We start from the raw sequence: 13,002 nt of genomic DNA, 5'->3' as shown, positions 1-13,002 counted from the left end.
TATGAATAACCTTTCGTGGTTTAATAAAATAATGTTCTTTTTAAATATAGTACTAACTATTGTTACATTTAGTGTCTATATTTTGCCTTTTTTAGCACCTAAAAGTTTTCCGCTTTTATCGGTGCTTACGCTGTTTATGCCGGCTTTTTTTGTTTTAAATGGCTTCTTCTTCGTGTATTGGGCAATTCAGTTTAAAAAACGCCTTATTTTGTCTGGTTTGGTGTTGTTGACAGGAATTACATTTATCAGTAAATTCTATAAAATTTCTGGTAAGGAATATGTAGAAGATGAAAAAGATTTTTCTGTAATGAGTTATAATGTGCGTCTTTTTAATGTTTTTAAATGGTTGGATCGTGATGATATCCCTTCAAATATTAAAGCTTTTATTGATGAAAAAGACCCTGATATTTTGTGCATTCAGGAATATTCAAATTCAGCTCACCTTGATTTAAAAGTGTATCCGCACCGTTATATTTTTATTGACGGGAATCAAATAAAAACAGGGCAGGCTATTTTTTCAAAATTCCCAATTATAAATGAAGGAAACATTGTTTTTCCTAAATCAGATAATAATGTAGTTTATGCTGATATAAAACGAGGGAAAGATGTTATTCGTGTTTATAACATGCACTTGCAGTCAATTAAAATATCACCTGATGTTGATAAGATTTCGAATGACATTGATAATGTAAACCAACGTAAATCACAACAAATTTATAGCAGAATCAGTGCGGGATTTAGACAGCAGCAGGAGCAGGCAGAAATATTTAAAGAAAATATTAAACAGTGTAAAAATCCTATTGTTATATGTGGAGACATGAATAATAGTCCATTTTCGTATGTTTACAGAAACATTAAAGGAAAGCTAAAAGATACTTTTGAAGAAGCTGGGGAAGGTTTTGGAGCGACATATAAATTTCGCTACTATCCCGCTAGAATTGATTATATTTTTACAGATCCAAAAATGAAAGTAAAACAGTTTGAGAGCTTTTCTGATTTTGAAAATTCTGATCATTATCCAATAATGACAAGGATTTCGATGGAATAATTAATAATAAATTTCAATTTTTAATGCTCCAAATTCCAATAAAAAAATCCAAAACGTAGATTACCCTATTATTTTACTTCTAATTTCTGTGCTTTTAAATAATCCATTGCAAATTTACCTTCATTGAATAGTAAATCCAAAACGCTTAGGTTATTAATAAAACCATGTTTTTCGTCAAAAACCTGAGGGTATTTTTCGAATGAATTGGTATCTTTCTTTCCATTTGCTAAATATCTGAAATCAAGCATATTTTCTGTTTCATGAAAATATTCGGTTGTTTTACCAAACCCCAATTTCATACGTAAACATTTGGTCACTATATCCAGCACTTCCAGATTTAAATCCATAAGATACATGTGTTTTTTTTCGAATACAGGAAGAATATCGTCTTCAAAAAATTCAAAAAAAGGAGAGCTTCTGTAGGCGGCTTCCAAAGATTTGAAATGCTGTTTCTGCCAGTCAAATTCATTCTCAATTAGAACATCTTTCGTTTTTTGATGTGCCGTTTTAGAATGTTTAACAGGAATATTTAAAAGTTGAATTCCGTTTGGACTGTAGATATAGGTGCGGTTCCTATTAGTCTGTTTCTGAAAATTATCTTCCATTTCAAAAGTGATATTTTCAGATTGAACCATAACTGCAAAATGGCTTATCGATGGAAAATAGGTAGGAAGTAATAAGGAATTCATTTCTTTAATTTTAGGTTAAAAGTTTCAGGTTTCAAGTTTCAAGTTGTTTGCGAACCTGAAACTTGAAACCTTACTCAAGAGCTTGCTCGAACAGGCGAAGAAAACAAAAATAACTTTTTTATTTATGCTTTTTTCTCTTGTCTTTTTTTCCAAAAATACTCTCCAATAAAAAATACGGCTAATGCAATCAGAAAATATTTGAAATAGGATTGTGGCTGCCCTTCGCCATCAACAGTGGTGAAAACCCTGTCCCAGCGAATTTTATTAATACCTTTTCCGTTGGTGTCCCAACTCATCCAGATAAAAACAGGTTTCCCTACAATGTGATTTTCGGGAACATATCCCCAATAACGGCTATCTTCTGAGTTATGACGGTTATCACCCATCATCCAATAGTAGTTTTGTTTGAAGGTATATGTAGTAGCCGGTTTACCGTTGATTAAAAAATGTGCTCCATCTAATTGCAGCGTATTGCCTTCATAAGTAGTTATGATGTCTTTGTAAAATGGTAACGATTCATTTGTTAAAGCAACTGTTTTTCCAGCTTCCGGAATGTATATTGGACCAAAATTATCCTGATTCCATTTGTTGATATGCGGGAAAATTGCATTTTCATTTCCTTTAGAAATTTGCCTTTTAACATTGGTAACGCCGGGAGTATTTTTCAAACGTTCAGCATTTACTTCTGTTAAAGCAGCAAAATATAAAGTGTCTCTTTTTGTTTGATCTCTGAATCCTAAAACATCAACAAGGTTGACATTAAGTTCTTTTAAAAGAGATTCGAAATCAATTGGTGTTTTACCGTCTAATGCTACTGCATAAGAATATTGTGGTTTTGCTCTTTCAGGAAGAATTAGCTTTTTATTATTTATGTATACAAAACCGTCTTTTATGGATAAACTATCACCTGGGATACCAACGCAACGTTTTACATAATTTGATTTTTTATCAATTGGTTTTATTACACCGGGTCTTCCTTTTGGTTCAAAGAAGTAATGCACTGTATCAACCGGCCAGTTGAAAACAACAATGTCATTTCGTTTTATTTTTTCTAAAGCAGGCAATCTAAAATAAGGTAATTGTGGCCAGCTTAGATATGATTTTCTCTTAGTTAACGGAATAGAGTCGTGTACCATTGGTAATGCAATCGTGGTCATAGGAACTCTTGGGCCATAGTTTACTTTACTTACGAATAAAAAGTCTCCAATTAGCAGTGATTTCTCTAAGGAAGAGGTTGGAATTGTAAAAGGCTGTACCACATATGTGTGAACTAATGTTGCTACAATTATAGCGAAAAGGAGTGAACTAACTGTGTCTGCTGTTCTGTTTTCGGGTGTTAATTTTCTATTGGCATTGTACTCTGGTTTTTGAGTATAGTTTACATAATAAACATAAAATCCTAAAGTAAAAATTCCTAAAATAGTATCTAAAGTTGTTTTTTTGCCAAAAGTTCTCAGTGTTTCTACCCAAACAACCGGAAACATAATCAGATTAATAATCGGGATGAAAAGCAGTAGTGTCCACCATGTAGGTCGGCTTATGATTTTCATTAAAACAATCGAATTATAAACAGGGATCGCTGCTTCCCAGGATTTTCGGCCTGCGGCCTGATATAATTTCCAGGTTCCCAGAAAATGAATTATTTGTACGGCTAAGAAAAAAACAAACCAAAGATAAAGTGTCATAGTTTTATATTTTAGTTCTGAAATTTCAGAATATTATTTTTTGGATTTTATTTAGATTCCAGATTTAAAACGTCTTTCATTGTGTAGATTCCTTTTTTACCTGCTAACCATTCAGCAGCAATAACAGCTCCTAAAGCAAAGCCTTCACGATTGTGTGCAGTATGTTTTAACTCGATGCTGTCAACGCTTGAATCATAAGTTACTGTGTGAGTTCCGGGAACATCACCAATTCTTTTGGATTCGATGTAAATTTCTTCCGGTTTTGGACTTTCCATTGTCCATTTTGCGTAAGCGCTGTTTTCAATCACTCCTTTTGCCAAAGAAATTGCAGTTCCGCTTGGTGCATCTAATTTTTGGGTATGGTGAATTTCTTCCATTGATACTTTATAAGAGTCAAATTGAGCCATGATTTTGGCTAAATATTCATTTAACTCAAAGAAGATGTTTACTCCCAGACTAAAGTTTGAACTCGAAATAAAACCACCTTGTTTTTCTTTGCATAGTGCTTCCATTTCATCATAATGTTCCAGCCAGCCAGTTGTTCCTGAAACTACCGGTACATTTGCATGAAAGCAACTTGAAATATTAGAAACGGCTGCAGTAGGAACACTGAAATCTATGGCGACATCTGCTGTTGAAAGTCCGTCATATGTATTGAATTCATCTTTTTTTAAGACAATTTCATGACCTCTTTCCAGAGCAATCCTTTCGATTACCTGACCCATTTTTCCGTATCCTAAAAGTGCAATTTTCATTTTTTTGTATATTTTTAAATTTAAATAGAGGTAAAAAAGCTATTTAAAAGTTGTAATTAAAAGTTAGTCCAACATTTGGTTTAAAAGTTACATCCGAGGGATAAATTTCCGGACGAAGAGATAGTCTTTCGTTGACGTTAAATTGAATCAAAGCAGCATCAACATTTGCGTCAATGATGTTTAAGACGTAAAATCCAACAACAAATAAAGCGGATAAATCACGATTACGCTGGTAAAATTTTTGACCGGCAATAAGTCTGTCATCGCTCAGGTAATCAAAATCACCACTTTCTGCGCTATATCCTTCAAGTCTTCGTTTGTATTCGTCACGATACTGATGGTATTTTTTGTTATTGTCAATATAAAAATACAAACTGGCACCAATTGCACCATAAACCAAAGGGATTTTCCAGTATTTTTTATTGTATGCCTGTCCTAAACCGGGCAAAATTGCCGAATAAAAGGCTGCTTTTGCCGGTGTAAGGGGATCTATTTCCTGCAATTTGGTAGTGTCTTTAGCGACTAAAACCGTTTCTTCTTTTGTTTGTGCAAAAAGAGAGACGGTTCCTAAGAGAAAGAACAATAGGCCTATGGGGACAATTTTATTCACTATCCGTTTATTAGTTTTATAATTCTGTTAAAGTCGGCTTCTGAGTTAAACGGAATCGTAATTTTTCCTTTTCCATTTCCGGCAACTTTTATATCAACTTTTGAGCCAAAATAATCATTAAAGCTGTTTTTTTGTGTTTCTCTGACTACAAAAGCAGCGTCAGATTTTGGTTTTCCTTCTGCTTTTGGTTGCTGCCCTTCATGATAATTTTTAACTAAAGCTTCAGTTTCGCGAACAGATAAATTCTGACTTACAATTTTTTGATAAATATCTGTTTGAACGTCTAAATCCTCTATATTAATAATAGCTCTTCCGTGACCCATACTGATAAAACCATCACGAATACCGGTTTGTATAATCGGATCTAATTTTAAAAGGCGTAAATAATTGGCAATAGTAGAACGCTTTTTTCCTACACGTTCACTCATTTGCTCCTGTGTTAACTGAATTTCATCAATCAAACGCTGATATGAAAGCGCAATTTCGATAGGATCTAAGTCATGACGCTGTATGTTTTCAACCAAAGCCATTACCAATGATTCATTATCATTAGCAATACGGATGTAAGCCGGAACGTGGGTTAAACCAACCAGAGTAGAAGCACGTAAACGGCGCTCTCCGGAAATTAACTGGTATTTGTTGAAATCTAATTTTCGAACAGTAATAGGTTGAATCACACCAAGTTCTTTAATAGAAGTGGCTAATTCGCGTAATGATTCCTCATTGAAATTACTTCTGGGCTGAAACGGATTTATTTCGATAGCACTAATTTCAAGCTCAATGATGTTTCCAACTACCTTGTCAGCATTTTTATCTTCTACTGATGTAATATCGTTTTCCGGATCTTTTAATAATGCTGATAATCCTCTTCCTAAGGCTTGTTTTTTAATTGCTTTTGTCATAAAAACTATTTGCTGTTTTTCTTTATAATTTCCTGAGCTAAATTAATGTAATTCACAGCTCCTTTACTGGTAGCATCATAATTAATGATACTTTCACCAAAACTCGGTGCTTCACTTAATTTTACATTTCTTTGAATTACGGTTTCAAAAACCATATCATTAAAGTGTTTTTGAACCTCTTCAACAACCTGATTTGATAAACGTAATCTCGAATCGTACATGGTTAGTAATAGCCCTTCAATGTCTAAATCAGGGTTGTGGATTTTTTGAATACTTTTTATGGTGTTCAAAAGTTTTCCTAATCCTTCGAGTGCAAAATATTCGCATTGAATAGGAATAACCACTGAATCCGCCGCTGTTAAGGCATTTAGTGTCAGTAATCCTAAAGAAGGTGCGCAGTCGATGATAATAAAATCATATTCTTCTTTAGCCTCTTCTAATGCTTTTTTAAGCATGTACTCACGGTTTTCTTTGTCAACCAATTCAATTTCGATAGCAACAAGGTCAATGTGAGCCGGTATCACGTCAACATTTGGAGCCGTACATTTTAAAATGGCTTCCTTTGGTGTTACAGTGTGTTCAAGAATTTGATAAGTTCCAATTTCAACTGATTCTACGTCAATTCCAAGGCCAGATGTAGCATTGGCCTGAGGATCAGCGTCGATCAATAATACTTTTTTCTCTAAAACACCTAATGAGGCAGCAAGATTTACTGATGTAGTAGTCTTTCCAACGCCTCCTTTTTGATTAGCAATCGCAATGATTTTGCCCATTTATTTTCTGAATTTTGAACCGTAAAAATACAATTATTTATGGTTTTTGAAAATCTATTTTGTTAACATTTGCTAAACATTCTTTAGCCTTTGTTTGGTGGGAGTTTGATTGGATTTATTTTTTAGGTATTACGAAATTTCTTTCTGTTTGTTATATCAAATATCAAACAAACAGGGGAAGAAATTGTTTTTTAAAACTAAAATTTAAAATTTAGTCTATTTTTTTTCTTTCAGATCTTTTATAAGACTTGTTGTGAAAAATAAAATCGTAATTCCGCCAAACAAAATACAGAGCCACATAAACCAACCTTGCTGCCAAAAAGATGTATGCTCCGTTTTATTTTTCGCTGTTGAATTTTGCTGAATATTGTAGATATATGTTTGAGGTAAAATTCCTTTAATATTATTTTTAAAATCAGAAAGATCATAATCAGGTTCAGTCAGCTTATTATCGCCTGTTTTTATGCTGTATTTTTCGTTTGCATTCAAATCGGCAATAATTGAAATTGGTTTTTGACTGTATTTTATTGTCGAAACAGACAAAGGAAGATTATCGTGATTTTCTATTTTGATGTAGAATTCTTTTTCGAATATTTCGGGAATTTCAAAACTGTTTTTAGTATTTGAATTTAATTCTAATGAAACAATTTCTTCATCTGCTATTTGCGATTTTCGTTTATTTTGAATAGTTACTTTTTTGTAAATAATTGCTTTACGTTTATAATAGGTTGGTCCTGTAATGTCACAAGTAATCTGGTTGATTACTTGTGGTCCGTCAAAAACAACATGGATTTGAGTTTCTTTTTCAGATGAAATTTCAGATGTTGACGATTTTTTGGGTTTAATTTCCTGTAATGTGTTTTTTTGAAGTTGCGTGTTAAAATTCCCCACTTTTAAAATATTAATTGGAAGTGTTTTTTGATCATCAAAATCAATTTTTAAATATTTATAAGTGCTTAACGGATAGGAAATAGTTTTTACTACACTTGCTTCTGTCGAACTGTTTAAGTCATATAAAACTTGTGAATTTGATATTCCAAACCATTCTTTCTGATCGCTGCTGCCGGATATAGAATACTTTTTTTCAACATCGGCATTAGCAATAAACAGAGAAAGCTGATTGTTGTTTTTGGTTAATGGAATAGCAACAACAATCGAAGTACTTTTCTTAGGGGACACTGTTTTTGAAACAATATTATATTCTTCAAATGTATTTAATAAAGCTTCAGAATTACTTTTTATGAAATATGGAATTTCATTTCCTTTAGAATTAAAAATTCTGATATCGCTTAATTCTTGTTTAGAATGTGAACGGATTTCTGGTGACAAAACAATTTCATGTAAACCATTTTCTTTGACTTCTTTTATTTTTCCGGTAATTTGAAATTGACCAAACGAAAAGTTAGTCAGGAATAAGAGTATAAAAAAATTATTTAATTTCATCAGTTTCATCAGTTTCATTAGGTTTGGTTTCATCAATAACAAGCACTTTTATTTTTTGATAAACGAAAGAAATTATCAAAATTAAGATTCCTAAAAGAATAAAGGATATGATTTTTCCGGTTTCAGAAATGTTGCTGATGTCGTATGAAAATAATTTCAAGATTGTTAATCCAAGTAAACTTAGCGCAATAATTCGAATTGTTTTGACTTGCTTTTTTATTCCGATAATTAAAAATGCAAAAGCCAGAATTCCCCACAGTATTGGGAAGCCGGTTTTTATTATTTTAGTTCTCGCCAATCCAATAACATCTTCTGCTATCAATTCACGAAGGTAAGGGATTTCAGATTTGTAACTTGCATACATTGTGCTGGTTTGTATGTCTTGTAATGTGACTGGTGAATTCATCAATACAAGACCATGAAGCATGACTTCTGAACTTGCAATATAAATAATAAAGAACGCTGCGACCCAGACAAAATAACGATTTTTGAAAAAACTGAAATTGTTCCTGTTTTGAATCTGGAACAATTGATAGCCGGAATATACGATTATTGCTAATGAAATATAATGAAGATAAAATGCTATTGGCTGACCCTTCCCTGTACGAATGATATCCGTATGTTCGAAAAAAGCATAATTTGAAAAACCGAAAGTAAACAAAACAATATTTGTAACAGCAATTATGATAGCCAGCTGAGATCCTTCATTCGTTTTGCTTTTAATTAAAGCAGAACTTAACATGACGCAGAACAATAAATGATAAAGAACAGGTAATGCAATGGCGCTATTAATATTTTCAATATGAGTATTTGACTGGTAAATAATTTCGAGTAAACCTGTTAAATACAATATAGAAAGCCCTATAATCAAAACGTACTTTTTATACTTTTCAGGATTGAAAGTGATATTCAAAAATGTAATGGTTTCGGTTTCATTTTTCAATAAAAACCAAATTGCAAATAGCGATGAGAAAGCAAAAACGCCTGTTATAAATATTGGATTAATTATAATTTTTAAAGGTAAATCATTGCTGTAAAATAAATCCCAGTCCATTATCAGGCTAATAATCATTAAGATATGATCGATTACAGAGCCAAATCGATAACTTGAAATTTTTGATTTTTGAGAAAGCCACAACAATAAAACAGCTTCTGCAGCCCAGAATAGTGTAATATAATTGCCTTCAAACTGAATAGGGATTGCCAGTGTTATAAAAGTCAGTGTTAATCCAATAAGCAAGTAAACTGCTTTTTTGTCCAATCCGAATTTTTTGTATAAAAACAAGGCATAAGTCAAATTTAACAATGCAATTGCGGTAGTAAACAAACCTCTTAATTCAGGATGAAAATTTGATAAAATTGCCATTCCAGCTGCATAAAACAAGAAGGTGTTGCTTGCTAAAATAGTCAATTGAGTTTTAGAGAATTCTCCTTTTGTTCTTATATTGTTAATGATATTCATTAGGATAAAAATAAAATAGAAGGCAAATCCAAACAGTAAAGCGCCAAGGTAATGTGGTTTTTCACCTGTCAAGTCATCGGCGAGCCATCCTCCATAAAGTAAAACCGTAAAAATATAGGTGAGCATGTTAACAAGATTCCATTTTTTGTAATAGGCAATGGCTAAAATTCCAATGTTTAGAATAGTAATATAACTAAAGAGCACGATGTAATTTCCTTCTCCGGCACTAACCATAAAAGGAACTGCAAAGCCACCAATTAAAGAAAGTACAGCAAGCTCTATTCTATTGTAAGATAATGATATTAAAGCACTAAAAGCTGTGATGACAACCATTATGCTAAAAGCAATGGATTGATTAAACAAATGATAATCATGAAAAGCAATTCCGATTGTAAAATAGAAAATCGCAATAGCCCCGGCTACAATTACCGAACTGAAAGCAGCGTAATTTTTACGTAATTTATGTGCAATTCCCATTACTAAGACACCACATAATACGCCAATTCCAACACGCGCAGGTTCGTTGATCCAATCCTTATCAATCGCATACTTTACAAAATAACTGATTCCTAAAACCAGAATTAAAACACCAATTTTGTTGATCAGATTTTCACCAATAAATTTCTCTAAGTCCGGATTTTGTTCTTTGAAATTTTCCCAAAATGATTTTTTTGGTTCAATAGGAGTAATAGGTTTTTTAATTGCTTCCTGATTAGTAAGGCGCGGTTTCGCCTCCATAGAAAGATCTATTTGTGCAGGCTTAAATTCTGATGTTTTTTCTTTTATTGCAGGAATTGGCGCCTCTTTAATTTCTACATTTTCTTCGAATTTGATTTCTTCTTTTGGAATAACAACAGAAGCGGATATCGGTTTTTCAATAGGTTTTTCAGCTGTTTTTAAAAGATCGATTTTTTTGCTAAGCTTTTGAATATCATTTTCTAGATTATCAAAGCGACTTTTAATTGTATTAAGAATGTAAATAAGAATACCAAATAATCCTGCTAAAAGAAAAACCTCCATATAGTTGTAAATAAATGTTTCTAATTGGTAAATATAATAACATTTTAATGCGATAACAGTTTTTTAATTTTTTACTTTTTGGATTTACATTTATTAATACTGGAAACTTTTTTGGTGTAAAAGAAAAATATCTCTACAAAAAGCGGAATACATTATGTGATTTTTTTTATTTAAATCATGTTAATTGTGTGTTTTATAGATAAATAAGATTTGATTTAAATTTATTAAAGATCTTGTGAGAAAATTGCCTGCTCATGCTGTATATTTGCAGGAATTATTTTAATAATTAGACACATATGATTATTCATTTTATTTTTAATTGTATATGTTTAGCCAAATTCTAATATAATATTTTCAATTACAAATCTTCTTATAGTTAGAGGAAGTTAAAGCCAAAATTTAATTTGAAGAGTTCATTCAACAACCAATTTTTAGGCTATTCTCGAATTATTAATACACCAAAGCTAAATTTATTTTATGAAACTGATTAACTTCATTTTACATCAAAACCGATGTTTTTTTCTTCTATTTTTTATTGGACTGTCAATCTATTCTCAGCCAAAGCAAAGGGAAGGAGATTTATTAATAAATGATTATCTGACCAAAGGATATGATTATCAGGTAGAAGGTAAGTCAGATTTGGCAATGATAGAATATGACAGGGTTTTGAAATTGGATAATACTAATAATACAGCCTATTATAACATTGCTTTGATTTATGCAAAATCAGGACAACAGCCTAAGGCAATAGAGATTTGTGAAAAAGCCTTGCAGTTTTGTACCGGTGATTTGGTTGACTTTTATCTTATGAAAGCCAACTGCTATTCTGACATTGGGAAATTTGAAGAGGCATTACCTTTGTATCATAAAACTTTGTTATTAGAAGTTTCGGACTCAAATAACAATACGCATTATAACCTTGGTTATACTTATTTTAAATTGCATAAATGGGAAAGTGCTATTGTTTATTTAAAAGAATATCTGGAAAAAGGAGAAAAAGAAAATGGTAATTATAATGATGCATTATTTTATGTTGGAAGCTGTTATAACCAATTAGGTAATGACAATGAAGCAATACTTTATTTTGATAAAGCGATTGCTCAGAAACCGTATTATAGTTATTTTTTTAACAAATCAGAGTCTTTGATAAAGCTTAACAGAAAAGAAGAGGCATTAAAAGTTATTGAAACAGGATTGATGAATAATCCTGATAATGCTGAATTATATTTTAAAAAAGCTCAAATATACAATTCTTTGAAGCAGCCTGAGAAAGCCAACACAGAACTGAAGCGCGCCTATGAAATTAATCCTGCAGATACCGATATCCTTTTAGACATGGGCGTTATGTATGAACACGATAACCAGATAGGGATGGCAATAAAGATGTATAAAAAATGCATTCAGTTAAAGGATAACCTATCAGGAGCTTATGGTAATTTAGCAAATATATATAGCAATAATGAATTAAAGAAAGACAGTGCATTTTACTACTATCAAAAAGCTTTAATTACAGATAATAAAAATGCTAATAATTATTATAATTTCGGTAATCATTATAAAAAATACAAAAAATATGACCTTGCATTAGAAATGTATGCTAAGGCAATAGAAGTTAATCCTTCCCTGACACAAGCCTATATAAATAGTGCCATAATTTATGATGTACAAAAAGATTTTAAAAAGGCAATAGAATCTGTTATAATTGCAATTGATTTGGAGCCGGGAGATTACTCAAATAATGCATTTTTAGCTTCTTTATATTTTGATGCTATGGATTATAATAATACAATTTTGTATACTACTAAAGCCATACGATTGAGTACACCGGAAAGTAAGGATTATGGATTATTGTTTAAAAGAGGGGTAAGTAGACAAATTGTAGGAGAGTATCAAAATGCATTGTATGATTACTTAGATATAGTGAAAAACTATTCAGCCAATGAAAAGAAACAGCATGCAGATGTTTTTTCTAATATTGGGTATTGTTATATGGAAGATGATCAATTGGAGGCTTCTCTTAAATATTTTAAGGAAGCAGTAACCTATAAACCGGAAATTGATCAGCTTATAGGCTTGTTTACCGTTCAGTATTTGCTTAATGATAAAGTTGGAAGTGAAAAAACGATTAGCAAGGCAAAAACGGTAGAACCCAAATTAAAAGAAGGCTACAAAGGCATTGGAAAACTTGAAAAAGAAGGATATTTTTATACAAAAAGACATAAAGAGTTACTCCAGAAAATATTGAAGTAACTTCAAAAAACCTCAAAACCTAAAAATAGCTAATACATTTGTACTTTTTATAAAAGTATAATCTGCAGGATTAGGTTTGTAGAAAATAATCAAATTGTATTGAAAATTATCTAATTAATTCAAGTTGCTAGTTAATTGATTTGTTTAATTGTAGTGCGAATACAAACAGTGTAAGCTTTATAATAAACCCATCGAGTGTCACAGCGTGTATTGTTCTTGGGAAAAGTTTTTTGATATCGCTAATTGTTGTTTCTACCCTTTTTCTCATTTTTAATCTCTAAGGGTTTAATTCCCCGAAGCTCTGCTTCGTTTTTTTTCTTATTATTTTTATGTGAGTGAGTATATCCATAAGAGCCATAATGTTT

The 13,002-nt window shown here is 31.7% G+C and carries 10 protein-coding genes and 1 pseudogene; 2 read left to right on the top strand and 9 right to left on the bottom strand.

The window, feature by feature from the left end; genetic code table 11:
• Position 1: 1 nt before the first annotated feature.
• Positions 2 to 1,048 carry an endonuclease/exonuclease/phosphatase family protein gene (locus FLACHUCJ7_RS21235; protein WP_180910355.1) on the top strand — a complete coding sequence of 349 codons (1,047 nt, stop codon included), beginning with the start codon at positions 2 to 4 and terminating at the stop codon, positions 1,046 to 1,048.
• Positions 1,049 to 1,116: 68 nt separating this feature from the next.
• Here FLACHUCJ7_RS21235 and FLACHUCJ7_RS21230 read toward each other — a convergent pair whose 3' ends face one another.
• From FLACHUCJ7_RS21230 to FLACHUCJ7_RS21195, 8 genes are all read right to left on the bottom strand, one after another.
• A complete protein-coding gene (locus FLACHUCJ7_RS21230) occupies positions 1,117 to 1,737 on the bottom strand; it encodes a WbqC family protein (RefSeq protein ID WP_078225864.1) in 621 nt (206 codons plus the stop codon).
• Between the two features lie 122 nt (positions 1,738 to 1,859).
• Complete coding sequence (gene lepB, locus FLACHUCJ7_RS21225; RefSeq protein ID WP_180910354.1) at positions 1,860 to 3,422, bottom strand: signal peptidase I; 1,563 nt, start codon at positions 3,420 to 3,422, stop codon at positions 1,860 to 1,862.
• A 47-nt stretch (positions 3,423 to 3,469) separates the two neighbouring features.
• Positions 3,470 to 4,177 (bottom strand): 4-hydroxy-tetrahydrodipicolinate reductase, encoded by a 708-nt coding sequence (dapB, locus tag FLACHUCJ7_RS21220; protein ID WP_180910353.1) that lies wholly within the window; start codon positions 4,175 to 4,177, stop codon positions 3,470 to 3,472.
• A 43-nt stretch (positions 4,178 to 4,220) separates the two neighbouring features.
• Entirely contained in the window at positions 4,221 to 4,787 is a 567-nt protein-coding gene (locus tag FLACHUCJ7_RS21215) for a DUF5683 domain-containing protein (RefSeq protein WP_078225867.1), read from the bottom strand.
• A complete protein-coding gene (locus FLACHUCJ7_RS21210; RefSeq protein WP_031455882.1) occupies positions 4,787 to 5,689 on the bottom strand; it encodes a ParB/RepB/Spo0J family partition protein in 903 nt (300 codons plus the stop codon). The genes FLACHUCJ7_RS21215 and FLACHUCJ7_RS21210 overlap by 1 nt, the downstream gene beginning before the upstream one ends.
• Before the next feature lie 5 nt (positions 5,690 to 5,694).
• Positions 5,695 to 6,462 carry a ParA family protein gene (locus FLACHUCJ7_RS21205; protein WP_031455881.1) on the bottom strand — a complete coding sequence of 256 codons (768 nt, stop codon included), beginning with the start codon at positions 6,460 to 6,462 and terminating at the stop codon, positions 5,695 to 5,697.
• A 216-nt stretch (positions 6,463 to 6,678) separates the two neighbouring features.
• Positions 6,679 to 7,938, bottom strand: coding sequence for a hypothetical protein (locus tag FLACHUCJ7_RS21200; RefSeq protein WP_123921938.1), 1,260 nt, complete (start codon positions 7,936 to 7,938; stop codon positions 6,679 to 6,681).
• Entirely contained in the window at positions 7,892 to 10,387 is a 2,496-nt protein-coding gene (locus FLACHUCJ7_RS21195; RefSeq protein ID WP_180910352.1) for a DUF2339 domain-containing protein, read from the bottom strand. Before FLACHUCJ7_RS21195 ends, FLACHUCJ7_RS21200 begins: the two co-directional genes overlap by 47 nt.
• Positions 10,388 to 10,864: 477 nt before the next feature.
• Between FLACHUCJ7_RS21195 and FLACHUCJ7_RS21190 the strand changes: the two genes are divergently transcribed.
• Positions 10,865 to 12,637 (top strand): tetratricopeptide repeat protein, encoded by a 1,773-nt coding sequence (locus tag FLACHUCJ7_RS21190; protein WP_180910351.1) that lies wholly within the window; start codon positions 10,865 to 10,867, stop codon positions 12,635 to 12,637.
• 127 nt (positions 12,638 to 12,764) lie between these two features.
• On the opposite strand, the pseudogene FLACHUCJ7_RS25645 reads toward FLACHUCJ7_RS21190, so the two are convergent.
• Positions 12,765 to 12,908 (bottom strand): annotated as a pseudogene (locus FLACHUCJ7_RS25645) (IS982 family transposase); the annotation flags it as partial.
• Between the last annotated feature and the right edge of the window lie 94 nt (positions 12,909 to 13,002).

The sequence above is a fragment of the Flavobacterium salmonis genome (assembly GCF_903819435.1).
GTDB classification, from domain to species: Bacteria; Bacteroidota; Bacteroidia; order Flavobacteriales; family Flavobacteriaceae; genus Flavobacterium; species Flavobacterium chungangense.
The sequence above is the reverse complement of the archived record's forward strand: the minus strand, read 5'-3'. Positions and strand labels throughout refer to the sequence as shown.

Coding starts and splice junctions, on each gene's coding strand:
- dapB (WP_180910353.1), bottom strand. CDS start 4,177: ATGAAAATTGCACTTTTAGGATACGGAAAAATGGGTCAGGTAATCGAA.
- FLACHUCJ7_RS21195 (WP_180910352.1), bottom strand. CDS start 10,387: ATGGAGGTTTTTCTTTTAGCAGGATTATTTGGTATTCTTATTTACATT.
- FLACHUCJ7_RS21230 (WP_078225864.1), bottom strand. CDS start 1,737: ATGAATTCCTTATTACTTCCTACCTATTTTCCATCGATAAGCCATTTT.
- FLACHUCJ7_RS21210 (WP_031455882.1), bottom strand. CDS start 5,689: ATGACAAAAGCAATTAAAAAACAAGCCTTAGGAAGAGGATTATCAGCA.
- FLACHUCJ7_RS21190 (WP_180910351.1), top strand. CDS start 10,865: ATGAAACTGATTAACTTCATTTTACATCAAAACCGATGTTTTTTTCTT.
- lepB (WP_180910354.1), bottom strand. CDS start 3,422: ATGACACTTTATCTTTGGTTTGTTTTTTTCTTAGCCGTACAAATAATT.
- FLACHUCJ7_RS21235 (WP_180910355.1), top strand. CDS start 2: ATGAATAACCTTTCGTGGTTTAATAAAATAATGTTCTTTTTAAATATA.
- FLACHUCJ7_RS21200 (WP_123921938.1), bottom strand. CDS start 7,938: ATGAAACCAAACCTAATGAAACTGATGAAACTGATGAAATTAAATAAT.
- FLACHUCJ7_RS21205 (WP_031455881.1), bottom strand. CDS start 6,462: ATGGGCAAAATCATTGCGATTGCTAATCAAAAAGGAGGCGTTGGAAAG.